The organism is Diaminobutyricimonas aerilata, from assembly GCF_002797715.1.
Lineage (GTDB): Bacteria > Actinomycetota > Actinomycetes > Actinomycetales > Microbacteriaceae > Diaminobutyricimonas > Diaminobutyricimonas aerilata.
The window spans coordinates 3,200,543-3,225,455 of the sequence record NZ_PGFF01000001.1; the positions used below are offsets into that span (position 1 = coordinate 3,200,543).

25 protein-coding genes are annotated in these 24,913 nt (G+C 71.7%); 17 read left to right on the top strand and 8 right to left on the bottom strand.

Going from position 1 to position 24,913, the window contains the following annotated elements; genetic code table 11:
* The first annotated feature begins 58 nt into the window (after positions 1–58).
* The 3 genes from CLV46_RS15250 to CLV46_RS15260 all read left to right on the top strand — a co-directional run bounded on the left by CLV46_RS15250 (position 59) and on the right by CLV46_RS15260 (position 3,424).
* Positions 59–1,375, top strand: a complete 1,317-nt coding sequence (locus CLV46_RS15250; RefSeq protein ID WP_100365564.1) for an FAD-binding oxidoreductase — start codon at positions 59–61, stop codon at positions 1,373–1,375.
* A gap of 98 nt (positions 1,376–1,473) precedes the next feature.
* Entirely contained in the window at positions 1,474–2,931 is a 1,458-nt protein-coding gene (gene purF / locus CLV46_RS15255; RefSeq protein WP_100365565.1) for an amidophosphoribosyltransferase, read from the top strand.
* A 112-nt stretch (positions 2,932–3,043) separates the two neighbouring features.
* Positions 3,044–3,424, top strand: coding sequence for a RidA family protein (locus CLV46_RS15260; RefSeq protein ID WP_100365566.1), 381 nt, complete (start codon positions 3,044–3,046; stop codon positions 3,422–3,424).
* 21 nt (positions 3,425–3,445) lie between these two features.
* On the opposite strand, the gene CLV46_RS15265 is transcribed toward CLV46_RS15260, so the two are convergent.
* Both CLV46_RS15265 and CLV46_RS15270 read right to left on the bottom strand, forming a co-directional pair.
* Entirely contained in the window at positions 3,446–3,757 is a 312-nt protein-coding gene (locus tag CLV46_RS15265) for a hypothetical protein (RefSeq protein WP_100365567.1), read from the bottom strand.
* The gene (locus CLV46_RS15270) at positions 3,754–4,140 is read right to left on the bottom strand and encodes a sterol carrier family protein (protein WP_100365568.1); all 387 of its coding nucleotides are present in this window, start codon (positions 4,138–4,140) and stop codon (positions 3,754–3,756) included. The genes CLV46_RS15265 and CLV46_RS15270 overlap by 4 nt, the downstream gene beginning before the upstream one ends.
* Before the next feature lie 116 nt (positions 4,141–4,256).
* Here CLV46_RS15270 and CLV46_RS15275 point away from each other — a divergent pair, with 116 nt between their 5' ends.
* Entirely contained in the window at positions 4,257–6,665 is a 2,409-nt protein-coding gene (locus CLV46_RS15275) for a sigma-70 family RNA polymerase sigma factor (RefSeq protein WP_170028600.1), read from the top strand.
* 73 nt (positions 6,666–6,738) lie between these two features.
* Here CLV46_RS15275 and CLV46_RS15280 read toward each other — a convergent pair whose 3' ends face one another.
* Positions 6,739–7,203: a GNAT family N-acetyltransferase gene (locus tag CLV46_RS15280; protein WP_245866934.1), complete on the bottom strand. Its 465-nt coding sequence runs from the start codon at positions 7,201–7,203 to the stop codon at positions 6,739–6,741.
* Between the two features lie 138 nt (positions 7,204–7,341).
* Positions 7,342–9,672, bottom strand: a complete 2,331-nt coding sequence (locus tag CLV46_RS15285) for an SdrD B-like domain-containing protein (protein ID WP_170028602.1) — start codon at positions 9,670–9,672, stop codon at positions 7,342–7,344.
* Positions 9,673–9,907: 235 nt separating this feature from the next.
* Between CLV46_RS15285 and purD the strand changes: the two genes are divergently transcribed.
* From purD to CLV46_RS15320, 7 genes are all read left to right on the top strand, one after another.
* Positions 9,908–11,149: a phosphoribosylamine--glycine ligase gene (purD, locus tag CLV46_RS15290; RefSeq protein ID WP_100365571.1), complete on the top strand. Its 1,242-nt coding sequence runs from the start codon at positions 9,908–9,910 to the stop codon at positions 11,147–11,149.
* Entirely contained in the window at positions 11,146–11,979 is an 834-nt protein-coding gene (locus tag CLV46_RS15295; RefSeq protein WP_245866936.1) for a phosphoribosylaminoimidazolesuccinocarboxamide synthase, read from the top strand. Before purD ends, CLV46_RS15295 begins: the two co-directional genes overlap by 4 nt.
* Complete coding sequence (locus CLV46_RS15300) at positions 11,976–12,455, top strand: GNAT family N-acetyltransferase (RefSeq protein ID WP_100365572.1); 480 nt, start codon at positions 11,976–11,978, stop codon at positions 12,453–12,455. The genes CLV46_RS15295 and CLV46_RS15300 overlap by 4 nt, the downstream gene beginning before the upstream one ends.
* Positions 12,452–13,858 carry a serine hydrolase domain-containing protein gene (locus CLV46_RS16815; RefSeq protein ID WP_170028604.1) on the top strand — a complete coding sequence of 469 codons (1,407 nt, stop codon included), beginning with the start codon at positions 12,452–12,454 and terminating at the stop codon, positions 13,856–13,858. The genes CLV46_RS15300 and CLV46_RS16815 overlap by 4 nt, the downstream gene beginning before the upstream one ends.
* 152 nt (positions 13,859–14,010) lie before the next feature.
* Positions 14,011–14,877 carry a VOC family protein gene (locus tag CLV46_RS15310; protein ID WP_211282210.1) on the top strand — a complete coding sequence of 289 codons (867 nt, stop codon included), beginning with the start codon at positions 14,011–14,013 and terminating at the stop codon, positions 14,875–14,877.
* A 79-nt stretch (positions 14,878–14,956) separates the two neighbouring features.
* Positions 14,957–16,096 carry an epoxide hydrolase family protein gene (locus tag CLV46_RS15315; protein WP_100365574.1) on the top strand — a complete coding sequence of 380 codons (1,140 nt, stop codon included), beginning with the start codon at positions 14,957–14,959 and terminating at the stop codon, positions 16,094–16,096.
* Entirely contained in the window at positions 16,093–17,187 is a 1,095-nt protein-coding gene (locus tag CLV46_RS15320) for a winged helix DNA-binding domain-containing protein (RefSeq protein ID WP_100365575.1), read from the top strand. The genes CLV46_RS15315 and CLV46_RS15320 overlap by 4 nt, the downstream gene beginning before the upstream one ends.
* A gap of 2 nt (positions 17,188–17,189) precedes the next feature.
* Here CLV46_RS15320 and CLV46_RS15325 read toward each other — a convergent pair whose 3' ends face one another.
* On the bottom strand, positions 17,190–18,419 hold the full coding sequence (locus CLV46_RS15325) for an MFS transporter (protein WP_100365576.1): 1,230 nt from the start codon (positions 18,417–18,419) through the stop codon (positions 17,190–17,192).
* A 129-nt stretch (positions 18,420–18,548) separates the two neighbouring features.
* On the opposite strand from CLV46_RS15325, the gene CLV46_RS15330 reads away from it, so the two are divergent.
* The 4 genes from CLV46_RS15330 to purQ are packed head-to-tail and all read left to right on the top strand — an operon-like array spanning position 18,549 to position 20,924.
* Complete coding sequence (locus CLV46_RS15330) at positions 18,549–19,277, top strand: SGNH/GDSL hydrolase family protein (protein ID WP_157802357.1); 729 nt, start codon at positions 18,549–18,551, stop codon at positions 19,275–19,277.
* Complete coding sequence (locus tag CLV46_RS15335) at positions 19,268–19,894, top strand: nucleoside/nucleotide kinase family protein (protein WP_245866939.1); 627 nt, start codon at positions 19,268–19,270, stop codon at positions 19,892–19,894. Before CLV46_RS15330 ends, CLV46_RS15335 begins: the two co-directional genes overlap by 10 nt.
* Positions 19,895–19,953: 59 nt before the next feature.
* Positions 19,954–20,226 (top strand): phosphoribosylformylglycinamidine synthase subunit PurS, encoded by a 273-nt coding sequence (purS, locus tag CLV46_RS15340; protein ID WP_100365578.1) that lies wholly within the window; start codon positions 19,954–19,956, stop codon positions 20,224–20,226.
* Complete coding sequence (gene purQ, locus CLV46_RS15345) at positions 20,226–20,924, top strand: phosphoribosylformylglycinamidine synthase subunit PurQ (protein ID WP_100365579.1); 699 nt, start codon at positions 20,226–20,228, stop codon at positions 20,922–20,924. The genes purS and purQ overlap by 1 nt, the downstream gene beginning before the upstream one ends.
* Positions 20,925–21,065: 141 nt before the next feature.
* On the opposite strand, the gene CLV46_RS15350 is transcribed toward purQ, so the two are convergent.
* Positions 21,066–21,497 (bottom strand): protein-tyrosine phosphatase family protein, encoded by a 432-nt coding sequence (locus CLV46_RS15350; RefSeq protein ID WP_100365580.1) that lies wholly within the window; start codon positions 21,495–21,497, stop codon positions 21,066–21,068.
* Between the two features lie 72 nt (positions 21,498–21,569).
* Here CLV46_RS15350 and CLV46_RS15355 point away from each other — a divergent pair, with 72 nt between their 5' ends.
* Together CLV46_RS15355 and CLV46_RS15360 are read left to right on the top strand one after the other, a co-directional pair.
* Positions 21,570–22,082 (top strand): helix-turn-helix transcriptional regulator, encoded by a 513-nt coding sequence (locus CLV46_RS15355; RefSeq protein WP_100366102.1) that lies wholly within the window; start codon positions 21,570–21,572, stop codon positions 22,080–22,082.
* Entirely contained in the window at positions 22,082–22,852 is a 771-nt protein-coding gene (locus CLV46_RS15360; RefSeq protein WP_100365581.1) for an alpha/beta fold hydrolase, read from the top strand. The genes CLV46_RS15355 and CLV46_RS15360 overlap by 1 nt, the downstream gene beginning before the upstream one ends.
* Positions 22,853–23,001: 149 nt before the next feature.
* Here the strand turns inward: CLV46_RS15360 and CLV46_RS15365 are convergent, their stop codons facing one another.
* Positions 23,002–24,195: a mechanosensitive ion channel family protein gene (locus tag CLV46_RS15365; RefSeq protein ID WP_100366103.1), complete on the bottom strand. Its 1,194-nt coding sequence runs from the start codon at positions 24,193–24,195 to the stop codon at positions 23,002–23,004.
* Positions 24,196–24,421: 226 nt separating this feature from the next.
* Positions 24,422–24,817: a DUF1801 domain-containing protein gene (locus tag CLV46_RS15370; protein WP_100365582.1), complete on the bottom strand. Its 396-nt coding sequence runs from the start codon at positions 24,815–24,817 to the stop codon at positions 24,422–24,424.
* Between the last annotated feature and the right edge of the window lie 96 nt (positions 24,818–24,913).

The following is a 24,913-nucleotide window of genomic DNA, read 5'->3' on the forward strand; positions in this document are numbered from 1 at the left end:
GACAACCAAGTGACGCGCGTGATCCGACGCGCCCACCCTACTTCTGCGAAGGACCCTCATGTCGATCACCTCGGCCCTGTCAGCGAACCTCTCCGACGCCCTCCGCGGCCGCGTCTGGACTCCCGAACACGACGAATTCGAGAAGCGGAGCCGGCCCTGGAACCTCGCGATCGCACAACAGCCGGCCGCCGTGGTCGAGGCCGCGGATGCCGACGACGTGGCCACGCTCGTGCGCGTGGCCGACTCCGCCGGACTCGCCGTCTCCACCCAGCCGAACGGCCACGGCGCCTCCGGACGAGTCGACGACACGATCCTGCTGCGCACCGGACGCCTCGACGGCATCAGCGTCGACCCGGTCGCCCGGCGCGCGGTCATCGGGGCCGGTGTCCGATCCGGTGACCTGCAGCGGGCGGTCGCCGAGCACGGTCTCACCGCACTGCCGGGCAGCTCTCCCGTCGTGAGTGTGACCGGGGTGGCGCTCGGCGGCGGCCTGAGCTGGTTCGGGCGGGCGCACGGCTGGGTCGCTGACAGCGTCACCGCCTTCGACGTCGTCGACGCGCACGGGCGACGCCTGCACGCGACACCGGACGAGCATCCCGACCTCTATTGGGCTCTGCGTGGGGGCGGCGGCGACTACGCGATCGTCACGGCGCTCGAGATCGCACTGCATCCGGCACCGCACGTGTTCGGCGGACGGATGTCGTGGACCGGCGAGCACACGCGCGCGGTGGCCGAGGCGTTCCGCGCGCTCACCTCGACGGCCCCCGAAGAGCTCACCGCTTGGCTGACGATGCTGCAGTTCCCCGGCGCAGAGCCGCTCGTCGCCCTCGACGTCACCTACCTCGGAACCGAGGTGGACGCGCGTCGGCTGCTCTCGTCGCTCGACGCGCTGCCCGCGCCGGCCTCCGACACCCGACGCGCCATGAGCGTCGCCGAACTCGGGTCGATCACGGGCGAGCCGACGGCACCGGGACCGGGCGCGTCCCACGCCGAATTGATCACCGCCCTCGACGACGCCGCGCTCGACGCCCTCGTCTCGGAGCCGATCGCGCCCCTGCTCAGCGTGCAGGTGCGCCACCTCGGCGGTGCCTTCGCCCGACCCTCCGACAGCCCCCACGGTGCACTCGGGGAGCCGTACGCCCTCTACATGTTCGGGCTGCCGCTCGGCGAGGAGGCCGCGCGGGCGATCCGCGCCAAGCAGGCGGCGCTCGCGGCGGCTCTCCCCACCAGCGGGCGCAAGCCGGTCACCTTCCTCGACCCGACCGAGCGGCTCTCCGACGCCCTGCCGCCCGAGTCGATCGAACGGCTGCGGCGGATCAAGCGCGAGTACGACCCGCGGGGGCTGATCCGGGCGAACTTCACCTCGCTGGAGTGACGGCGACGGCCGCGAATCGACCGTCGCCCGGCGGTGTGGGAGACTGGACCGTACTCGATCGAGTGCGCACCTCCCACCCCTTGGAGCCATTCCGCGTCATGTGCGGCATCGTCGGCATCGTCTCATCGGGCCCGGTCAACCAGCAGGTCTACGACAGCCTCTCCCTTCTGCAGCATCGCGGGCAGGACTCGACCGGTATCGCGACCTCGGACGGCAACACCATCCACATGCACCGCGCACGCGGTCAGGTGCGCGAGGCGTACCGCACCCGCGACATGCGCAACCTGCTCGGCACCATGGGTCTCGGGCACGTGCGCTACACCACCCGCGGCTCCGCGAGCAGCGAGGAGGAGTCGCAGCCGTTCTATGTGAACGCCCCCTACGGCATCGTGCTCGTGCATAACGGCAACCTCACCAACACGCGTGAGCTCACCCAGGAGCTGTTCACCGTCGACCGGCGGCACCTCAACACGAGCTCCGACACCGAGTTGCTCGTCAACGTGCTGGCCAATGAGCTGCAGGCCGCGATCAGCGGCACCGAGCTCGACCCCGACCAGGTGTTCACCGCCATCTCGCGTCTGCACGAACGCGTCGAGGGCTCGTACGCGTCGATCGCGCTCATCGCCGGTCAGGGGCTCCTCGCCTTCCGCGACCCGTTCGGCATCCGCCCGCTCGTGCTCGGTCGCCGCTCGCAGGGTCTCGTCGGCGACGAGTGGGTCGTCGCGAGCGAGTCGCTCGTGCTCGAGAGCGGCGGATACGAGTTCGTGCGCGACATCGCGCCCGGCGAGGCCGTGTGGATCGGGATGGACGGCGAGATGGTGTCGCGCCAGTGCGCCGCGAACCCCCGCCTCATCCCGTGCTCGTTCGAGTACGTCTACCTCGCGCGCCCCGACTCGATCATGAACGGCATCTCGGTGTACGAGGCGCGGCTGCGGCTCGGCAACCGGCTCGCGGACACGATCGAGCGTTACGCGCCCACCGGCAACATCGACGTGGTCATGCCCATCCCGGATTCGGCTCGACCGGCCGCGATGCAGGTCGCCCAGAAGCTCGGCGTCGAATACCGCGAAGGGTTCTACAAGAACCGCTACGTCGGCCGCACGTTCATCATGCCCGGACAGGAACAGCGCAAGAAGAGCGTCAAGCAGAAGCTCAACGCGATGTCGAGCGAGTTCAAGGGCAAGAACGTGCTCATCGTCGACGACTCGATCGTGCGCGGCACGACCTCGAAGGAGATCGTCGAGATGGCGCGGGCAGCCGGCGCGAACGAGGTCACCTTCACCTCCTCGGCGCCGCCCGTGCGCTACCCGCACGTGTACGGCATCAACATGCCGACCCGGCACGAGCTCGTGGCATCCGGCCGCCGCATCCCCGAGATCGCGACCGAGCTGGGCGCCGACCACCTGATCTACCAGGAGGTCGCCGACATGCGCGACGCCATCATCGAGGGGTCTGACGTCACCGACCTCGAGATGAGCTGCTTCACCGGCGAGTACATCGCCGGCAACGTCACCGAGGAGTACCTCGCCTGGGTGGAGCGCAACCAGCTCAGCTGAGGGTGTGCGACGGCTCCCTTCGACAGGCTCAGGGAACGGGGCAACCGGCCCTGTCCGCGAGGCCCGAGCAGGCGTAGGCTCCCAGCCACCTCGTGAGTCGTTGGGAGACCTCATGACCAGAACGGTGATCCGGACGTCGCGGGCCCCCGCCGCGCCGCCCAGCTACAGTCAGGCCACGAAAGCCGCGGGCCTGGTCTTCGTCTCGGGCACATCGCCCGTCGACCCCGCCACCGGGGTCTTCGCCGGAACGACCATCCAAGAGCAGACCCGGCAGTGCCTGACCAACATCGCCGCGATCCTGGAGTCGGCCGGGAGCTCGATCGACGACGTCGTGAGCGCGACCGTGATCCTGGCGCACGAAGAGGACTTCGCCGGGATGAACGAGGAGTGGGTCCGGTGGTTCCCCGAGGATCCGCCCGCCCGGCAGGGTGCCAAGCTTCCGGTGCGGGTGGAGGGCCTGAAGGTCTCCATCGCGGTCATCGCCGAGGCCTGACCCTCCGACTCCGCGGCGGTCTCAGTCCTCGAGATCGCCCTCGGCGGGGGGTGCGTCGACGGCGTCGCGTTCCGCGGCGACCACCTGGGCGCGGGCGCGCGACCGGCGGTCGAGCACGAGGGCGATGAGCGCTCCCGCGGCGATGCCGAGCGGGATGCCGAACAGGGCGAAGAGCGCCAGCAGCGGCACGAACCCGACATTGGGGTCGACCGGCCGCACGGCGGTGAGCACGAACGCGACGATGGCGCCGAGCCCGCCGCCCACGATCATGAACGCGGAGTACTTCGGCGCACGCCGCAGCGACACCTCGTCGGTCGACCGCTGCTCGTTCACCGGTCCATTCTCGCCTGCTCGGCCGTGTCCCACGTGACGGGCAGGTGCCCGCTCAGGTCGGCGCGCGTTCCGGATGCACTGACGCGGCCGCCCGCGACCGCGGACGCCCACGACTCCGCGCCGGTCGCGAGGGCGACCCAGGTGCGCGCATCCGTCTCGACGACGTTCGGCGGGGTGCCGCGCGTGTGGCCCGGACCCTCGATCGCCTGCACCGCGCCGAACGGTGGAACCCGCACCTCCACCGCGTTGCCGGGCGCGCGGTCGGCGAGCACCTGCAGCAGGTACCGCACGGCCACCGCCTGAGTGGCGCGGTCGGGATCACCCTCGATGCACACGCGCACCGCTGCCTCGCCGACGGTCGCCACGATCCTCGCCTTTCCCATGCCTCCACGCTAACGCCGTCCGCGGGGCCGATTGCCGCATCCGCCGTCATGATCGCGCGGGCATGGTGTCTAATCGTTGCGGGGGCTCTCCCGGGGAACGCATAGGACGCAGCGGCATGGACGAATACGAGGACGCCCTCGACGGCGCCCCGATCGTCGGCGACGACGAACTCGCCGACCGCTCCCGCGCCGGGGACGCGCAGGCCTTCGCCGAACTCTGGTCGCGTCACGCCCGCGCCGGCCTCGCCGCCGCGCGGCAGTTCCAGTCGATCGCCGACCCCGACGACATCGTGGCCGAGGCGTACCTCAACATCTTCCGCGCCATGCAGCGCGGGGGAGGGCCGACCGAGGCGTTCCGCCCCTACCTGTACCGCACCATCCGCAACGTCGCGCTGAGCTGGGCACGCAACTCCAACAACCTGCCCATCGACGCCGCGGAGGATCTGCCCGACCCCAAGGCGGACGTCGAGTCGACGGTGCTCGAGAACACGGTCACGGTGCGCGCGTTCCGCACCCTGCCTGAGCGGTGGCAGACGGTGCTCTGGTACACCGAGGTCGAGGGGATGGAGCCCGCGGAGGCCGCCCCGCATCTCGGACTCAGCGCCAACAGCGTCGCCGCGCTCGCCTACCGCGCCCGCGAGGGCCTCCGCAAGGCGTGGCTGCAGGCGCACGTGAGCGACACCCGCATCCCCGAGGAATGCCGCTGGACGACCGAGCGGATGGGCGAATACGCGCGCGGCGGCCTGACCCCCCGCGCCCGGCAGAAGTTCGAGAAGCACCTCGAGACGTGCACACGCTGCTCGATCCTGCTCGAGGAGATCGACGACATCTCCGGCCGGCTCGCCGCCATCCTGCTGCCCGCCGTGCTCGGCGGCACCGCGGGGGCGGGGTACCTCGCGCATCTGCTCGCGCAGAACGGTTCGGGCGGAGCGCCCGCGATGGCGGACGGCTCCAACGGAGGCTCGAACGACGGCGGCACCGGCGCGACCACGATCGGCGTCGGAGCCGGCACCGCGGTCGGGGTCGGAGCATCCGGCGCCGCGATGGCCGCGGCGGGCGGCACCCTGTTCCGGATGTCCGGACGCACGGTCGCCGTCGCCGCCGCGACCGCTCTCGCGGTCGCCGCCGCCACCGTCGGCGCGTTCGCGATCAACGGTGCGTTCGTGCCGCAGCCGTCGCAGCCGACCGCATCCTCGCCCGACGCCCCCGCCGACACGGATGCGGACGCCGACACAGACGGGGACACCGATGCCGGCGACGACCCCGCCACCGTGCCGCCGCCCGCTCCGCCCGTGACCGCTCCGCCGGTGCTCGACGAGACGCCGCCGCCGGCGACCCCGCCGCGCACCCGCCCGGGACGTCCCGTGCCCCTCCCCCCGCTGCCGGGCGTGCCGCCGCTCCCGCCGCCCGTGCTGAACCCCGTCGACACGACCGCGCCGGCGGTCCCGGTCGTGAGCGGACCGGTCGACGGTCTCGTCACGAACAGCGCCACCCCGACGTTCTCCGGCACCGGCGAGCCGGGCTCGACCGTCACGCTCTCCTCGGTCGCGGCCGACGGCACCGTCGTGCCGCTCGGCACCGCGACGGTCGCGCGTGACGACTCGTGGTCGTTCACCCCGGCCGCGCCGCTCGCGGAGGGCGTGCAGACCGTGCGCCTCGTGGCGACGGACACCGCGGGCAACCGCTCGCAACCCGTGGACCGCACGATCACCGTGGACACGGTCGCCCCCGCCGCGCCGGTGCTCGCCGCGGTGCCGACTCCGACGAGCGACCCGACCCCGACGTTCTCCGGCACCGCCGAGCCGCTCTCGACCGTGCAGCTCGTCGCCGGTGCGACCGTCATCGGGACGGCGGTGGCGGATGCGGCGGGCGCCTGGGCGCTGACCCCGGCCGCCCCGCTCGCCGACGGCACCTTCGCGCTCAGCGCGACGGCCGTCGACGCCGCCGGCAACTCCTCCGGTGCGGCGACCTCGAGTGTCACGGTCGACACTTTCGCCGCCCCGCCGGTGATGAGTGAGATCGAGGGAGACGCCCATTACTTGCCTAGAGTCGCCGGCACGGCGGAAGGCGGAGCGACCGTCGTCCTGGTCGATGGTTCCGGCTCACCCATCGGCGAGGCGATCGCCGATGTCAACGGTGCATGGACGACACAGCTCGACAGCAGCGTGCGCGGAGAGAGTCTTACGATCTCCGCTAGGCAGACCGATGCCGCGGGCAACGTCTCCAGCGCGTCGACTGCAGCAAATGTGCCCCTGCTGGTGCCCCGCTTCGTCGCACCGGCAGATGGATCGACGTCCTCGACAGGAACCGTATCGGTAGAGATCTCGGGTGATCGCGGCTTGATCGTGCAGATTCTGATCGATGGCGTGTGGACGGGCCGCCAGCACCTGATTGACGGGCCGACCATCACCCGTGTCACCCCTGAATTGAGCCCTGGGCCGCACACCATCGCAGTGCGGTACTTCGATCCAGCCTCAGGGACGCACGGTGCGATGTCCGTCGTCACCGTGATCGTCGCCGAGTAGCTCACGTGCGCGGCGCGATTCGCGTCCGCCGTGGAAATAGTCACGCATCACGCGACTTCCTCCGCGCCGAGCATCACGCGGGAGGCAGTTCACGGACGAAGAACACCCGGTCGAACCCGTCCTCCGTACGTCGGTCCACCTCGCGGAATCCGCGGCGCGGGTAGTACTCGAGGTTCTCCGTCATCGTGACGTTCGTGTAGAGCCGCAGCTCGGCAAGGCCCAGCTCTCGCGCCTCGGACTCTGCGACCCTCAGGAGCGCCCCGCCGACTCCGCGGCCGCGCACCGCATCCGAGACGGCGAGGTTGCCGATGAGCAGGTGGTCGAGACGCGGCTCCGTGACCATCACGCCCATAACGACGCCGGCGGCCCGCGCGACCGTCACCCGGCCCGCGGCGACAAGCCCTGCGAAGTCGGCACCCATCGGAGCCGGTTCGCGCCCCATCCTCGGCACGTACAACTGGTACGCCGTACGAACAAGGCCCGTGATTGCGGCCACGTCGCTGTCGACGGCGCGACCGAAGCTCACCCCATCCAGCACACTCCTCAGGCTATGCGGGCGGAACGACGAAGCGCCCCGCCCCGCGGGTGCGGGGGCGGGACGCTGTCGTCGCCGCACGAAGCGGCGGATCCGAGGCCGGCGTTCCGGCCGCCGGGGGCACCGGCGGCCGGGACGGGCTCAGTCCTCGGTGATCACGCCACGGCGGCGGATGAGCACCGCGGCGGCGCCGAGCAGCAGGAGCAGCGCGGCGGCGCCCAGGGGGAGCGCCACCTCCGCTCCCGTGCTCGCGAGGTGGGTACCGGCGGGGGTGACCGCCGGGGTGACCGTCGGCTGCGGCTCCTCGGGGAGGGGCAGCGTGGGCAGCTCGAGCGCGGCGAAGCCGAAGTCGAGCGTCGGGTCGTGGTCACCGTCGTGGGGCAGGTCGCCGGATTCGACGGTCCAGGTGGAGGAGTCGCCCTCGAGGTCGCCCTCGCCGGCGGTCGTCGGCTCGACGCCGAAGAGCGCGGTGGCGGATGCCTCGCGGTCGATCGAGACCGTGTAGTGCTCACCCTCCGGCAGCACCGGCAGGTTCTCGAACACGTACGCACCCTCGGCGTCGGTCACCACGGGGGCGACCGGCTCACCGGCGACGTCGGTCACCGCGGCACCGTCCGGACCGGTCAGCGTGAGCGTGACGCCCTCGATGCCCGACTCGTCGTCGCCCTGACGGCCGTCACGGTCCGCATCCAGCCACACGTAGTCGCCGACCGAGACGCGGGCCTCGATGAAGCCGAAGTCGAGCGTCGGGTCGTGGTCGCCGTCGTCGGTCAGGTCGACCGAGGACTCGGCCCACAGCGACGAGTCGCGCTCGGCGTCGCCCTCCCCGGCGATCGTCGGCTCGAGGCGGTCGAGCGCGGTGGCGGATGCCTCGCGGTCGATCGAGACCGTGTAGTGCTCGCCCTCCGGCAGCACCGGCAGGTTCTCGAACACGTACGCACCCTCGGCGTCGGTCACCACGGGGGCCACCGGCACACCGGCGACGTCGGTCACCGCGGCACCGTCCGGACCGGTCAGCGTGAGCGTGACGCCCTCGATGCCCGACTCGTCCTCGCCCTGACGGCCGTCACGGTCGCCATCCAGCCACACGTAGTCGCCGACCGACACGCGCGGGGTCACGAAACCGAAGTCGAGCGTGAGGTCCTTCGCCTGGTTGACCGTGAGGTCGGTGGAGTCCGCGGTCCACGAGGCGGAGTCGCTCGCGCGATCGTCGCCCGCACCCGCGACGGTGGGGACGAGGCCGCGGAGCGCGTCCGCCGACGCGGCGCGGTCGATCGTGACCGTGTAGTGCTGGCCCGCCGGGAGGATCGGCAGGTTCACGAACGAGTAGAGCCCGTACGCGTTGGTCTTCACCGGCGCGACCGGCTTGCCGGTCACATCCGTCACGGCGGTGCCCTCGGGTCCGGTGAGCTTCACGGTGACGCCGGGGATGCCCGCCTCGCCCACGGTCTGGATGCCGTCGCGATCGGTGTCGAGCCACACGAGGTCGCCGACGGAGACGCTCTGGTAGCCGTCGCCGTTGCCGCCCGCGGCGGTGCGCTTACGCGTCACCGTCTTCTCGGTCGTGGTGCCGGCGATCGTCATCTTGACGTTGTTGCCGTACGCGCCGAGACGCTGGTCGGTGATGGTGCCCTTGTACTCGACGTTGATGAATTCGCTCGGGCCGATGCGGTCGAGGGTGAGGGTGAAACCACCCTCATTGCAGTCGAGTGTGTAGCGGGACGGGTCGACCGGGGTGCGCGGTGTACCGCCGACGAGGCTCGGGAAGGTCTGCACCACCAGGGTGGAGCACTCGATCACCATGCCGGCGTTGGGGGTGTCGACCACGGTGATCGGTCCGTTGAAGCCCTGCGGGTTGCCCGGCAACTCGACCCACCAGTGGATGTTGTTCTTCGCGTCGCGGGTGCCTTCGTACTCGCCGTCGGTCCACGAGCCGGCCTTGTACAGGCCGCGTTCGGTGCGCGGGGACTGCGGGCCGCAGTTGGTCTGGCACGGTGCCGGAGGGGCCGGCTTGTCGCCGATGTCGACGGTCACGACCTTGCCGCCGCCGAAATCGAGCACGAGCGGAGCGGTCGTGTCGGTGATCTTCGAGTGGTCCCACTGGGCGGTGAGGAACCCGGTGCCGTGCACGCCGTCGTGGGTCTCGACGTAGTCGGTGAGCGTGAACTCCACCTTCTTGTCGCTCCACACGGCCTTCGCGACGGCCGCGCCGTCGGGGGCGGGAAGCTCGAACGTCGCCTTGCTGACGGCCTTGAGCTGATCGGGCAGCTGCAGGGCGAAGGAGTCGCCCTGTTCGGCGGTGTCGGGCACGGCCCATTCGAAGTCGAGGGCGACGCGCTCGGTGTAGCCGTAGCTGGTCTTGTCGGTGCTGACTGAGGTGATGGCTCCGTCGATCGTGGCGGCGGAAGCGGCGATGGGGGCAGCAGCGAGCAGGCCGGCGCTCACGAGCAGAGTGCTCGAGATCGCGGCCACGGCACGCCACGGGCCCCGGCGCGAGGGCAGGGTAGAGCCTCGCAACTCGGGTCGTTGCATGGGGGGTGGGTCTTTTCGGGTTCGGGTTTTCGGGGGGGTAAGGAGTGCGCGCGGCGCTTCTGGGGGGACACCGCGCGCACCCAACTAGGTACACACCGGATGCGGGAGATCATGACGCGGGTTCGCAAAACTTTTTCCGGCGGGCACGACCGGGACCGCCGAGTACCCTGGGACGGTGAAGATCCTCGTACTCGGTTCGGGCGCGCGGGAGCACGCCATCGTCACCGCTCTGCTGCGTGAGAACGCCGGGCACGAGATCACCGCGGCTCCCGGGAACGCCGGAATCGCCGCCGATGTCGAGGTCGTGGCGCTCGACTCGACCCGCGGCTCGATCGTGGCCGACTACGCGCTCGACAACGACATCCAACTCGTCGTCATCGGCCCGGAGGCCCCTCTCGTCGCGGGCGTCGCGGATGTGGTGCGGCAGCGCGGCATCGCCGTGTTCGGCCCGTCGAAGGCGGCCGCACAGCTCGAGGGCAGCAAGGCCTTCGCGAAGCGGGTGATGGATGCCGCCGGCGTGCCCACCGGTCGCGCGGTGCGTGCGGGCACCCTCGAGGAGGCGACAGCAGCGCTCGACGAGTTCGGCGCCCCCTACGTGGTGAAGGCCGACGGGCTCGCGGCCGGGAAGGGCGTCATCGTCACGCCGGCCCGCGAGGAGGCGCTCGCCCACGCCCACCACTACCTCCAGCAGGGCAGCGTGCTCGTCGAGGAGTTCCTCGACGGACAGGAGGTGTCGCTGTTCCTGCTCAGCGACGGCCACGATGTGCTGCCGCTGAGCCCCGCGCAGGACTACAAGCGACTCCTCGACGGCGACGCCGGCCCGAACACCGGCGGCATGGGCGCCTACTCGCCGCTGCCGTGGCTGCCCGAAGGCTTCGTCGACGAGGTCATCGACACGATCGCCCTGCCGACCATCCGGCAGCTCGAGAACGAGGGCACCCCCTTCATCGGTCTGCTCTACTGCGGACTCATCGTCACCGCGGACGGCATCCGCGTGATCGAGTTCAACGCGCGCTTCGGCGATCCGGAGACGCAGGTGGTGCTTCCGCGACTGGAGACGCCGCTGAGCGAGCTGCTGTTCGCCGCCTCGACCGGCGGCCTCGGCCGCCTGCCGTATCCGAAGTTCTCCCCCGAGGTCGCCGTCACCGTGGTGCTCGCGAGCGAGGGCTACCCGGAGAGCCCGCAGACCGGTCGGGAGCTGCGCGGACTCGACGCGCTCGAGGGCGTCACCGTCAACCATGCGGCGACCGTGCGCGACGGCGAGCGCCTGCTCGCCTCGGGCGGCCGGGTGCTGAGCGTCGTCGCGACCGCGCCGGACTTCGTCGAGGCGCGCCGCCGCGTGTACACCGCACTCGAGCGCATCGAACTCGAGGGCGGCCAATACCGCCGCGACATCGCCGAGCGGGTCGCCCGGTGAACGGCTGGCGTCACGTCTACTCGGGCAAGGTGCGTGACCTCTTCGAACCGACCGACGGCTCGATCGATCGGATGCTGCTCGTCGCGAGCGACCGGGTGAGCGCGTTCGACCACATCCTCGAACCCGTCATCCCGGGCAAGGGCGCGGCGCTCACCGAGATCACCCTGTGGTGGTTCGGGCAGCTCGCCGACGTGCCCAACCACGTGCTGCCGGATGCGGTGCCGGATGAGGTCGCCGGCCGGGCGATGGTCGCGAAGCGGCTCGAGATGTTCCCGATCGAGTGCGTCGTGCGCGGCTACCTCTCGGGCAGCGGACTCAAGGAGTACCGGGCGACGCAGAGCGTGTGCGGCGTGCCCCTCCCCGCCGGACTCGCCGACGGCGACCGGCTGCCCGAGCCGATCTTCACTCCGGCGTTCAAGGCGCCCCAGGGCGAGCACGACGAGAACATCACGTTCGAACGCACCGTCGAGCTCGTCGGCGCGGAAGCCGCCGCCGCGCTGCGGGATGCGAGCCTCGACATCTTCCGTCGCGCATCCGCCATCGCGGAGCAGCGCGGGGTCATCCTCGCCGACACGAAGTTCGAGTTCGGCACGGACGCCGACGGCACGCTCACCCTCGCGGACGAGGTGCTGACCCCCGACAGCAGCCGTTACTGGGACGCCGAGGTGTACGCCGCCGGCAACCGCACGGAGAGCTTCGACAAGCAGATCGTGCGCAACTGGCTCGCGGCGAACTGGGACGGCGAGGGTACTCCCCCCACGCTGCCCGACGAGATCGTCGAGCGCACTGCGGCTCGCTACCGCGAGCTCGTCGACCGGCTCACCGCATGAGCACCGAGGGCCTCGACGCCGTGTTCGAGGTGCGTGCGGTGCCTTGGGACGACCCGGACGCGGAGCGCCTGCGCGCCGCCCAGCGCGCGGAGATCGCCGAGCGCTACGGCACCCCCGACTCGGAACCCGGCGTCGCGCCGAGCGCGGCCGACATCACCCACTTCGTCGTCGCCTACGTCGGCGACGAGCCGGCCGGCTGCGGCGGACTGCGGCGCATCGACGAGAACCACGGCGAGATCAAGCGGATGTTCGTGGCCCCCGCCCACCGCGGCACCGGCGTCTCCCGCGCGGTGCTCGCCGCGCTCGACGCCACCGCGGCCGGATTCGACTGGGACCGGCTCGTGCTCGAGACCGGCGACCAGCAACCCGACGCCGTCCGGTTCTACGAGCGTGAGGGATTCACGCGCATCCCGAACTTCGGGCACTACGTCGGCCACGACGCGTCCCTCTGCTACGAACGGAAGGTGCGCCCGTGAGCGTCCTGCCCACCAGCACCCCGGAGCGGCAGGGCATCCCCTCGGCCGCCGTCGCCGCGCTGCTCGATGAGTTGTCGACGGTGACTCCGGCGGTGCACTCGATCGTGATCGTCCGGCACGGGCACGTCGTCACGCGCGCCGGGTGGGCTCCGTATCGACCCGACCGCCCGCACGCCATGTACTCGGTGAGCAAGAGCTTCACGGCCACCGCGATCGGCATGCTCGTCGATGACGGGCTGCTCGACCTCGACGCCCGCGTGCTCGACCTCTTCGCGGATTCGGCCCCCGAGCATCCGGCCTCGAATCTGCGGCAGGTCACGGTGCGGCACCTGCTCACCATGTCGATCGGCTCGGAGGAGCCGATGATGCGCGGGCTCGACGAGCATCCGGAGCGCGCGTGGATGCAGACCTTCCTCGCGTCGCCGTTCACCGAGGAACCGGGCGCGGTCTTCCAGTACAACAGCGGGGCCACCTTCGCGCTGTCGGCGATCGTGCAGAAGGTCACCGGGCAGCGCACGCTCGATTTCCTGCGACCTCGACTGCTCGACCCGCTCTCGATCACCGACGCGGACTGGCAGCAGTCGCCGGAGGGCATCGACGTCGGCGGGTGGGGTCTCAGCATCGACGCGGACGCGATGGCGCGCTTCGGCGAGCTGTACCTGCGCGGCGGGGTGTGGCAGGGCGAACGGCTGCTCTCGCAGGAGTGGGTCGACCAGGCGACCTCGACGCAGATCTCGACCGCGCACTGGGACAAGATCGACTCGCAGCAGGGCTACGGCTTCCAGTTCTGGCGCGCCCGCCACGGCTACCGCGCCGACGGCGCCTACGGCCAGGTGGTCGTCGTGCTGCCGGAGCAGGATGCGGTGGTCGCCATCACCGCCGGGGTCGCCGACACGCAGCGGATGTTCGACGCGATCTGGGCGCACCTGCTGCCGGCCTTCGACACGACGGCGGAGCCGGTCGAGCTGCCCGTCCTGTCCCTGCCGCGACCCGACGGCGCCCCGGTGACGGACCGGCTCGTGCGCGTGCGGCTCGAGTCCAACTCGCTCGGGGTCACCGAGGTCACGGTCGCCGACGAGGGACTCGTGGTCGACGGCGTGCCCGTGCCCGGCGCATCCGACGGCTGGGTCGACGCGGAACTGCCGCTGCCCGCACCGCTCGCCGCCCGCCTGCACATGGGCATCTCCGACGACGGACGCGGGGAGCCGCATCCGGTCGGCGTCGCCGCCGCCTGGACGTCACCCGCCACCCTCGAGGTGCGGATGTGGTGGACGGCCGGACCGTTCGGCTCGACCCTCACGATCGACACGACCGCGGGCACCGCCCGGGTCGCGTACTCGTTCACCGACGGCAACCTCACCCCCGCCACCGTCACGGCGACGGTCGAGGAGCCGCCCGCCTGACGCGGGCGTTCCTCGTCGGCCGGCGAGGGGCGTCGAACGCCCCGCAACCCGCGTCCATCCGGGGCCTTCGACGCCACTCGGCGTCACCTCACCTCGTGGGGGCGCCGCCCCTGCACCGGAATGCGCCCCGCCGGCCGGGCGTTCCACACGCCATGACCGATCGACTCGCCGCCGACACCGCGATGGGACCGGTGACGCTCGACGTCGCGGACCTCGACGGCATGACCGCGTACTACCGCGACGCCGTCACGCTCGACGTGATCGGATCGGAGGGCGCCGTCGTCACCCTCGGGCGCGGCGATGTGCCGGTCATCCGCCTGCGGCACTCCCCCGAGCTGCGGCACGCCGCACCGCGACAGGCCGGGCTGTTCCACACGGCGATCCTGTTCGACAGCGAGGCCGCGCTCGCGGCCGCCGTGTACAACGTGGCGACGCGGCACCCGGGATCGTTCACCGGCAGTTCCGACCACCTCGTGAGCAAGGCGTTCTACTTCGACGACCCCGAGCGCAACGGGGTCGAGCTTTACTGGGATCGGGACCGGTCGCAGTGGAGCTGGGTGCACGGACGCATCGAGATGTCGACCCTGTTCCTCGATCCGAACGCGTTCCTGCAGCAGAACCTCACGCAGCAGGCGCTCGACGACCCGAGCACGAGCCGCCCGGTGGTCGGGCACGTGCACCTCTCGGTCGGCGACGTGGATGCGGCACGCGACTTCTACGTCGAGAAACTCGGCTTCGAGACGACGGCCGAACTGCCTGGATCGGCGCTCTTCGTGAGCGCGGGCGGGTACCACCACCACATGGCGATGAACGTGTGGAACAGCGCCGGCGCCGGACGACGTCAGCGTACCCTCGGTCTCGGCCAGGTCGATATCGTCGTGCCGAGTGACGACGACCTCGGCGCACTGACCGAGCGGATGCGGCACTCGGGCGTCGAGGCGCGCGACGACGGTCGCACCGTCGCCTTCGACGATCCGTGGGCGAACCTCATCCGGGTGACCACTCCCGACCGCGGCTGATCCTCTCCTGCGGGCTCTCGTTCCACAGATGTGGAATTGAGGCCAGATCCTGTCCGGTAGCGGTCGTAACGTCGTCGTCATGAGCACACCGACCCCGTTCTCCATCGCCATCCCCGACTCCGATCTCGACGGCCTGCACCGTCGCCTCGAGCAGACCCGCTGGTCCGATCCCGTCGTCGACGCCGACGACGGCAGCCGCGGCATCTCGGCCGCCCGCCTCCGCCACCTCGCCGACCGCTGGCGTTCCGAGTTCGACTGGCGAACGCGTGAAGCGCAGCTGAACTCGCTCCCGCAGTTCACCGCCGACCTGCCCGGCCAGCGGGTGCACTTCGTGCACGCCCGCTCCGAGCATCCGGATGCCCGACCGCTGCTGCTCCTGCACGGCTGGCCCAGCACGTTCGCCGAGTACGAGCGGGTCATCCGGCCGCTGACCGCGCCCGCCGCGGGCGAACCGGCCTTCCACGTGGTCGCCCCTTCGCTGCCCGGATTCGGGTTCTCGCCGCACGTCGGGCCGGGCACCGGCGACCTCGGACGGGTCGCGGGCGTCATGGTCGCTCTCATGGACGAGCTCGGGTACGGCTCCTACCTCGTGCACGGCACGGATGTGGGCGCCGGCGTCGCCGGAGTGCTCGAGTTCGTGGGTGCCGGCCGGGTCGCGGGAGTGCACGTGGCCGGACCGAGTCCGTTCCCGCTCGCCCCCGCTCCCGAACTGCCCGACGCATCCGAAGCCGACCGTCGCCGGCTCGACCGGTTCACCGAGTGGCAGCAGAACGGTCTCGGCTACCTCCAACTGCAGTCCACGCGTCCGTCGACGATCGGCTACGCCCTCGTCGACTCCCCGATCGCCCAGCTGGCGTGGATCGCCGAGAAGTTCGACGAGTGGTCGGGAGACGGCGTCGACGACGACGTCATCCTCACGACCGCGAGCCTCTACTGGTTCACCGGCACCGGAGCGACCGCGGCGCACGTCACCTTCGACGGCATGCAGGCGTTCCGTGCCTTCGCCGCATCCGGGCAGAGCGCGCCGCCGGCCCACTTCGTGCCGAACGGGGTCGCGGTCTTCGGCGCCGACCACACCGTGCGGGCCCTCGTCGACCCGCAGCACGCGCTACCGCACTGGTCGGAGTTCGACACCGGCGGCCACTTCCCCGCGATCGAGGTGCCCGAACTGCTCGTCGGCGACCTGCGCTCGTTCGCCCGCCTGATCGACGGTCGATGACCTCCCCGGACCGCATCCACGCGCGTCGGCTCGCACTCACGACGCTCGACCGGCAGTACCTGCTGCGCCGGGCGGAAGGGTCGACGAGCGAGGTCGTGCGCCAGCTGGTCGGGATGCAGGCGCAAGCGGCCGATGCGCCCTACCTCGGGTTGTGGTCGCGACTCGAGGGGTTCGCGCTCGACGACCTCACGGACCTCGTGACGCTCCGGGAGGTCGTGCGCGGGTCGCTCCTGCGCGGTACGCAGCATGTCGCGCTCGCCGACGACTACGTGTGGTTACGACCGCTCATCGCGCCGACGCTCGCTCGCACGCAGCGCGCGGGGTGGGGGCGCGTGATGGGCGACGTCGACCTCACGGAACTCGCGCGGCTCGCACGGGAGCACCTCGCCGGGGAGCAGCTCACCCGCCCGCAATTGCGAGATCGTCTCGCCGTCCGGTGGCCCGACGTGCACGCCGACGCGCTCGGCTGGTCGGCGCAAGCACTCGTCGCGGTCGTGCATCCGCCACCCCACGGCACGTGGCGGCGCGGAGGCGCGACCCCGTTCACCCTCGCCGAGTCGTACCTGGGCCGTGCGCTCGACGACCGTCCTGACCCGCGGGAGCTCGTACGCCGCTACCTCACCGGATACGGGCCCGCGACCGCCCGCGATGTGCAGGCGTGGAGCGGCGTGCGCGGGCTCGGCGAGGTGATCGACACGATGGGGAACGAGCTGCGGCGGTACGTGGTGGACGGCGTCGAGCTCGTGGACCTCGCCGACCTGCCGCTCGTGAACGACGAGGCGACCCCGCCGGTGCGGTTGCTGCCCGAGTTCGACAATCTCATGGTCGCCTTCGCCGACCGCTCGCGGCTCATGACCGACGCGGCCCGGGCCCGGGTGTCGATCGGGGCGATGGTCTTCCCGACCGTGCTCGTCGACGGACGGGTGGTGGCCCTCTGGAAGCTCGAGCGCGGAGCCGATCGCACGGTGCTCACCGTCGACCCGCTCGAGCCGCTCGCCGCGAGCACGCGCCACGAGATCCGGGACGAGGCCGAGCGCATGCTCGCCTTCGCCGCCGCGGATGCGGAGCGGCTCGACGTGCGGATCGACTGAGCTCAGCGCGCGAGCGGGCCGCGCACGAGCACCGCGGCGACCACGACCGCGAGCACGATGAGAGCGGCCCAGGCCGCGAGTCCGGCGTAGCCCACGAGCGCGAGCACGGGGCCGGCCGCGGCACCGCCGACACCGCCCGCCGCACTCATGATGAGGTCGGTGCGGCCCTGGATCCGCGGACGGGCACTCCCCGTCACGAGATCGGCGACGAGGGCGCTGCCCGAGACGGTGGAGGCGCTCCAGCCGAGGCCGAGCAGCACCAACCCCACCGTGACGAGGGTCGGATCATCCGCGCCGAACCCGACGAACGCGAGGGCCGCCGCGATGAGCGCTTGCCCGACGAGGAGTCCCGGCACGCGGCCGATGCGGTCGCTCAACCAGCCGAAGACGGGCGCGAGTCCGAACATCCCGGCGACGTGGAGGCTGATCGTGAACCCGATGAGGGCGACTCCCGTGCCGTGGTGGCTGAGGTGCACGGGCGTCATCGCCATGACACCGACCATGACCGCGTGGGCGCACGCGATCGCGGTGATCGCGAACACGACGAGGCGCCGCGCCCGCACCTCGCCACCGGCCGGGCGCTCCTCGTCGGGCACGACCGGGAGTGTGCGACTCAGCAGATACGGGTCCGGGCGCAGCCCGACGAGATACACGGCGCCCGCGATCGCCTGCGCGACGACGGCGATGACGAAGGACCCGGTGAGTTCGGGCATCCCCAGCACGCGGCCGATCTCCTCGCCCGGTGCGAAGAGATTGGGACCGATGACGACACCGGCCGTCGTGGACCAGACGACGACGGAGAGGGCGCGACCGCGGTTCCGCGGCTCGGCGAGGTCGGTCGCGGCGAAGCGCGCTTGCAGCCCGACCGTGTTGGCGATGCCGAGCACCGCGTAACCGACGAGCAGCAGCGGGAAGGCGGCGAGCGCCGTCGCGCCGACGACGACCGCCGCTCCGACGAGGGCCGCGAGGGTGCCGCTGCCGAGGGCGATGCGCCGGCCCGCGCGCTGCGCGAGGCGCGCCAGCGGCACCGCCGCAGCCGCCGCGCCGAGCGTCGTGGCGGTCGCCGCGGCACCCGCCCAGGCCTCGGATCCGGAGACCTCGACCGCGAGCAGCGCGCCGATCGAGAGCACCGCACCGGCTCCGATGCCGCCGAGCACCTGACCGGTGACGAGCACGCCGACGGTGCGCCGCTGCAGCGCGACGAGGTCGACGGATGCGGGGGCGACGCTCATGACGGCGACGCTACGACGGGACCGGTGGGGGCGGTCAAGAGCCGGGGGTCGTACGGTGGCATGCTGCTCCTTGTGGACGGCGTTCACAACACTATCGACGGCGGGCGCCCCGCGGTAGCGTGGGGCCCGATGTCGCTCGCCCTCCGCTCCTCGCGCGCCGTCGCGGCGGCCCTGGCGCCGGTGCTGCTCATTCAGGCACGCCGGGTGAAACGCGACGTGCCGATCCTGCCGCCCGCGGCACGTCCATGGAACGGCACCGTCGACGGACCGCATCCGCTGCGCCTGCTCGTGTTCGGCGACTCGACCGCGGTCGGGGTGGGCGTCGAACACCACCGCGAGGCGCTCGCCGGTCACGTCGCGGACGTGCTCGCGGAACGCACCGGCCGCGGCGTGCACTGGCGAGCGGTCGGGGAGAGCGGGGCCACCTCGCGGGAGCTGCTCGACCGTCACCTCGTCGAAGCCGTGCGCGAGCCGGCCGATGTCGTGCTGCTGAGCGTCGGCGCCAACGACGCCCTGCGCCTGAGATCGCGAGGGGCGTTCGCCCGCGACGTCGGCATCCTGCTGCGCGCTCTGCGCGCCGCGAGCCCGGGTGCGGTGCTCATCCTGTCGTCACTGCCGGCGTTCCACCGCTTCACCGTCTTCCCGCAGCCGTTGCGGCGCACGCTGTCGCTGCACACGCGCAGCCTCGAATCCGCGGCGCGCGCCGTCGTCGAGGCACGGGGTGACGCGACGATGTCGGCACCTCCGCCGCCGTACACCGACGGGTTCTTCGCGCGCGATGGGTTCCACCCGAGCGCGTCGGGCTACCGCGACTGGGCGCACTTCGCCCTCGACGGACTGGAGCTGCCGTGGCCGTGATCCGCACCATCCCCGAGCTGCTCGACACGGTGCGCGCCGTCGCCGACGGTCGCGACCGCACCCTCGTCGGCATCGCCGGGGCGCCCGGGGCGGGCAAGTCGACGATCGCCGACGGACTCGTCGACGAGCTCGGCGACGGCGCTGCGCTGCTGCCGATGGACGGGTTCCACCTGCCCCAGCGGCGCCTGATCGAACTCGGCCGCCGCGACCGGATGGGCGCGCCCGACACGTTCGATGTCGACGGGTTCGTCGCCACGCTGCAGGCGGTGCGGGATGCCCGGGGCGAGGTGCGCGCGCCCGGATTCGACCGGCGCATCGAGGAGCCGGTCGCCGACGCGCTCGTGTATCCGGCATCCACGCGCATCGTCGTGGTGGAGGGCAACTACCTGCTGCACGACGAGGGCGGGTGGGAGCGTGTCGCACCCCTGCTCGACGTGACCTTCTTCGTGTCGCTCGCCCACGACATCCGCCTGGCCCGACTCATCGAACGGCACGTGCGGTTCGGCAAGACGGAGGAGGCCGCGCGGGCCTGGTCGCTCGGCCCGGACGAGACCAACGCGCGGCTGATCGAGGGCACCCGGGAGCGCGCCGACCACGTCGTCGACCTCACCGAGTGAGCCGCGGACGACTCCGGTAGAATCGTCCTACTCCACCCCTCACGAGAAGGCGGTCCGCCGTGCCCACCATCGTCGTCGACGTCATGCCGAAGGCCGAACTGCTCGACCCGCAGGGCAAGGCCGTGGCCGGCGCCCTCACCCGGATGGGCGCCGAGCGCATCACCGGTGTGCGCGTCGGCAAGCGCTTCGAGATCCAGGTCGACGGGCCGGTGGATGCCGAACTGCTCGAGCAGGTGCGTCACCTCGCCGAGACGGTGCTCTCGAACGCCGTGATCGAAGACGTCGTGGCCATCCACCACGACGACAGCGTGATGGCGGGAGAGACCCACTGATGCGCGTCGGCGTCGTCACCTTCCCCGGATCCCTCGACGACCGGGACGCCCAGCGTGCCGTGCGGCTCGCCGGCGGCGAAGCCGTCGCCCTCTGGCACGGCGACCACGACCTCAAGGGCGTCGACGCGATCGTGCTGCCCGGCGGCTTCAGCTACGGCGACTACCTGCGCTGCGGCGCGATCGCCGCGCTCTCGCCGATCATGAGCGAGGTCGTCGACGCCGCGAACAAGGGCATGCCGGTGCTCGGCATCTGCAACGGCTTCCAGATCCTCGTCGAGGCGCACCTGCTGCCCGGCGGCCTCATCCGCAACGACCACGGCGAGTTCATCTGCCGCGACCAGCGGATGCGCGTGGAGAACACCTCGACCGCGTTCACGAACGGGTTCGAGCAGGACCAGGAGATCGTCGTCCCGCTCAAGAACGGCGAAGGCGGATGGATCGCCGACGCCGAGACGGTCGCCCGCATCGAGGGCGACGGGCGCGTCGTGTTCCGCTACCTCGACGTGAACCCGAACGGGTCGATCAACGACATCGCCGGCCTCAGCAACGAGCGCGGCAACGTCGTCGGCCTCATGCCGCACCCGGAGCACGCGGTGGAGCCCGGCTTCGGTCCGGACACGCCCGCGGCGATGCGCTCGGGCATCGACGGCCTCACGATCTTCACCTCCCTCGTGCAGGGCGCGCTCGCCCGCGCCTGACGCGTCACCGCCCGCGCCCTTGAGCATGTCGAAGGGCGCCGTCGAGCGTGCCCGTTCGCGACAGGAAATGCCTCGATTCGCCGGGAAAACCGTCGCAAACGGGCACGCTCGACGCTGACCTGCTCGAGTGGAGCGCGGCACTCAGTCGGTGCTGAACCGCTCGACGTACCGGCGCTGCGCCGGCGTCTCGACCGCGCGCCGGTGGTAGCGGCCGCGCACGAACGCCACCGCATCTGCCCCCGATACCCCGTCGAGCACGGCGAGGCACGCGAGCGCTGTGCCGGTGCGTCCGCGCCCGCCACCGCACGCGATCTCGACCCGCTCGTCGGCGGAACGCTCCCACGCGTGCCGGAACGCCTCGGCCGCGTCCGCCGGATCCCGGGGCAACCGGAAGTCGGGCCAGCGCACCCACCGCGCGTCCCACGCCACGGGCGCGGGCCTCCGCCCGAGCAGGTAGACGACGAAGTGCGGCTCGGGTCCGGCCGGGAGCGGATGCCGCAATCCCCGACCGCGCACACGCCGCCCCGACGGCAACTCGAGCACGCCGGGATCGCCCGCGGTCCACGTCGTCACGCGTCGACCCTACGACCGCGTCGACTGCACGCATACTTGCGGGGTCTTATATGTGCGTGGTCTACTATGAGCGTGTCACTCCGCCATTGCATCCTCGCCCTCGTCGACCTGCGCCCGATGACCGGGTACGACCTCAAGAAGGCGTTCGACGGCTCCGTCGCGCACTTCTGGTCCGCCGACCAGGCGCAGATATACCGCACGCTCGCGCGCCTGGAGGCCGACGGGCTCGTCGAGGTCGAGGTGATTCCGCAAGCAGGCAAGCCCGACCGCCGCGAGCATCGGATCACCGCGGAGGGATCCTCCGAGCTGTCGCGCTGGCTGCGCTCCCCCGCCGAACACGAGCCGGACCGCGAACCGTTCCTCGCCCGCATCTTCTTCGCCGGACGCGAGAACGACCCCGCCCTCATCCGCGCGCTCATCGGCGAGCGCCGCGCCGAGGCCCAGCGCCGACGGGATGCCCTCCGGTCGCTGCCCGCGCCCGACGGCGACCTCGCCGCCCGACTGCGCACCGCGACGCTCCGCAACGGCGTCCTGCACCTCGAGGCCGAGCTCGCCTGGGTCGACGAACTGGAGAGGACCCTCTGATGCACGTCGCGCAGTACCACCCCGAGGCCCGCGACAGCGTGCTCTTCGTGCACGGCGGCAACGTCGCCGGATGGATGTGGCACGAACAGGCCGAAGCGCTGCCCGACCACCACGCGATCGTGCCGGACCTGCCGGGGTTCGGCGGATCGGCGGACGAGCCGTGGACCGACCTCGCCGACGTCGCCGACCGGCTCGCCGACCTCATCCGCGAACACGGCCACGACGGGCGGGCTCACGTCGTCGGGCTGTCGCTCGGGGCCGTGCTCGCCGTGGTGCTGACGGCGCGGCATCCGAATGTCGTGCGCTCGACGCTCGTCACGGGGGCGATCGTCGACGGCGTGCGTGGGCTGACGCGGCACCTCGGGCTGCTGCAGCTGCGGATGTGGGGCTCGCCCGCGTACTGGAAGGCGACGGCCCGCGCCTTCCGGCTGCCCGCCGACGCCGTGGACGAGTTCGTGCGGACCGGGCTCGGCATCGACCGCTCGAGCGCGACGCGCCTGATGCGGCAGGTGTACGACGGCGTGCCCGCGGTCGAGCTCGACCGGCTGCGCGACGCCGCGGTGCCGCTGCTCGCGATCGCCGGCGGCGCCGAACCGCGCCTCACGCGCGACTCCTTCCCGTCGTTGAGCGCGCGCTCGAGTGCGGTCGTGACGCGGATCGCGCCGCGGATGCACCACCAGTGGAGCGCGGAGGACCCGGAGCTGTTCCACCGCGTGCTCGCGCACTGGCTGCGCACGGGGGAGCCATCGCCGGAGCTCGCCGCCCCCTGAGTCGGTCGGATGCCCGGGGCCGAGGCCGCGGTCGGGAGGTCTCGATACGGGCGCCAGGGCGCCCTACTCGACCAGCGGGTACCCGCCCTCCCGCCGGTCGAGTAGGCGCGCGAAGCCGCCGTATCGAGACCCCCGCGGGGTGCCCCGCCTCAGCTGTCGCCGCGACCCCGGGCGCGTTCGGCGAGGTCCGACTCGGGCTCGTCGTCGAGGTCGGGCAGGGGGATGGCCGTGGTGAAGTCCGACGCGCGCTGCTGCGCCTCGATGCTGCCGGAGAACAGGCCGTTGTGCTCGCTCACGGCGTCGCGCCGCTGCGGACGGTGCTCCTGCTCGACGAGCTGCACGCGCTGCCTCGGCAGCGCGGACCCGGCGTGCTCGTGCATCCACTCGATGAGCTCCTCGCGCACGAAACAGCGCAGGTCGAACAGGGTCGGCGCATCCTTCGCCGTGACGAGCACTCGGATGCGCACGAAGCCGCCGACCGCATCCGTCACCTGCAGCACCTTGACGCGGCCGTCCCACAGGTCGGTGCGGGCGAGGATGCGGTCGAGCTCCTCGCGCATCGCCGACGGCGCGACGCGCCAGTCGAGGTCGAACTCGACGGAGCCGAGCAGTTCGCTGTTGCGGCGGGTCCAGTTCTCGAACGGAGTGCTCGTGAAATAGGTGGAGGGCAGCACGAGCCGCCGATCGTCCCAGATGTGTACGACGACATAGGTGAGCGTGATCTCCTCGATCGTGCCCCATTCCCCCTCGACGACCACGACGTCGTCGACGCGGATGGCGTCCGAGAACGCGAGCTGCACACCGGCGAACATGTTGGCGAGCACCGACTGGGCGGCCAGACCGGCGACGATGCTCGCGACGCCGGCGGAGGCGAGCAGGCTCGTTCCGACCGCGCGCACCTCCGGGAAGGTGAGCAGCATGGCGCCGAGCGTGACGATCGCGATGATCACCACGACGACGCGGCGCAGGATGAGCACTTGCGTGCGCACACGGCGCGCGACCCGGTTGTCGGCCACATCCGTGCGCCAGCGTCCGAGCACGCTCTCGAACGCGAAGCTCACGATGCCGGCGCCCAGCCACCCGGATGCGCCGATGACGAGCAGCCGCAGGGTGGTGTCGAGCGGCACGATCAGGTCGCGGCTCGGGAACGCGACGCCGACCGCGATCCACAGGCCGACGAGGAACAGCAGCACGCGGAACGGTCGCCGCACGCGCCCGATGTGCCGCTCGTCCCAGCCGCGGCGTTTCGCGAGCGAGCGGACGATCACGGCGACGAGTGCGGCGATCGCGACGGCGGCGATGAGGGCGCCGAGCACCCACGCGGCGAACTCCAGCCAGGGCATGACATCGAACGGCAAGGGGGTACCTCCGGGTCGGGAACAAGGGGCAGCACCATCGCCGGCTCCCACGCTACGAGGAGCGACCCGTGCGCGTCACGGATGTTCGCGTGACGCGTAGCGGATCCGGAGGCGGCATCCGCCCCGTCGCCTGCGCTCGAAGCACGCGATGTCTGCGGACCCGCGCGGGCGCGACGGGCTGGTCGCCCGCAGAAGTGTGCGGATAGCGGGGTCAGCCGGCCTTCGCGGCGGCCTCGCGCACCAGCCGCTCGAGCACGTCGAGGTCGATGCCATCGAGGCGCTTCAGGTAGATGCAGCTCTTGCCGGTCGTATGCGGTCCGAGGTCGGCGAGCGCCGCACCCGATCCCTCGTCGTAGGCGTTGTGGATGTTGTAGACGGTGATCGCGGAGGCGCGCGGGGCGAAGCCGACGGCGAAGGTGTCGCCCTCACGGCCGCTCTCGTAGCGGTAGTGCACGTGGCCGAACCCGATCATCGTGCCCCAGAGCGTCGCCGGATGCCCGGTCGCGCGCTCCATCAGCCGGCGGAGCACCCGCGCATCCTCCCGACGCCGTTCGGGCAGCGCGTCGATGTAGGCGTCCACCTCGCCCGGGGCATCGGAGCCGTTCATGCGCCGAGGCTACGCCGACGGCCCGCCCGTGTCACGGCGCAACGACCGACCGCATCCGACCGCGCCGGTAGGATCGAGCGGTACGGCACGCCCTCG

Bases quoted from the DNA above. Each gene is read 5' to 3' on its own strand.
- CLV46_RS15250 (WP_100365564.1), top strand. From the start codon at position 59: ATGTCGATCACCTCGGCCCTGTCAGCGAACCTCTCCGACGCCCTCCGC.
- purF (WP_100365565.1), top strand. From the start codon at position 1,474: ATGTGCGGCATCGTCGGCATCGTCTCATCGGGCCCGGTCAACCAGCAG.
- CLV46_RS15260 (WP_100365566.1), top strand. From the start codon at position 3,044: ATGACCAGAACGGTGATCCGGACGTCGCGGGCCCCCGCCGCGCCGCCC.
- CLV46_RS15270 (WP_100365568.1), bottom strand. From the start codon at position 4,140: ATGGGAAAGGCGAGGATCGTGGCGACCGTCGGCGAGGCAGCGGTGCGC.
- CLV46_RS15275 (WP_170028600.1), top strand. From the start codon at position 4,257: ATGGACGAATACGAGGACGCCCTCGACGGCGCCCCGATCGTCGGCGAC.
- CLV46_RS15300 (WP_100365572.1), top strand. From the start codon at position 11,976: ATGAGCACCGAGGGCCTCGACGCCGTGTTCGAGGTGCGTGCGGTGCCT.
- CLV46_RS15310 (WP_211282210.1), top strand. From the start codon at position 14,011: ATGACCGATCGACTCGCCGCCGACACCGCGATGGGACCGGTGACGCTC.
- CLV46_RS15315 (WP_100365574.1), top strand. From the start codon at position 14,957: ATGAGCACACCGACCCCGTTCTCCATCGCCATCCCCGACTCCGATCTC.
- CLV46_RS15320 (WP_100365575.1), top strand. From the start codon at position 16,093: ATGACCTCCCCGGACCGCATCCACGCGCGTCGGCTCGCACTCACGACG.
- CLV46_RS15325 (WP_100365576.1), bottom strand. From the start codon at position 18,419: ATGAGCGTCGCCCCCGCATCCGTCGACCTCGTCGCGCTGCAGCGGCGC.
- CLV46_RS15330 (WP_157802357.1), top strand. From the start codon at position 18,549: ATGTCGCTCGCCCTCCGCTCCTCGCGCGCCGTCGCGGCGGCCCTGGCG.
- purQ (WP_100365579.1), top strand. From the start codon at position 20,226: ATGCGCGTCGGCGTCGTCACCTTCCCCGGATCCCTCGACGACCGGGAC.
- CLV46_RS15360 (WP_100365581.1), top strand. From the start codon at position 22,082: ATGCACGTCGCGCAGTACCACCCCGAGGCCCGCGACAGCGTGCTCTTC.
- CLV46_RS15365 (WP_100366103.1), bottom strand. From the start codon at position 24,195: ATGCCCTGGCTGGAGTTCGCCGCGTGGGTGCTCGGCGCCCTCATCGCC.
- CLV46_RS15370 (WP_100365582.1), bottom strand. From the start codon at position 24,817: ATGAACGGCTCCGATGCCCCGGGCGAGGTGGACGCCTACATCGACGCG.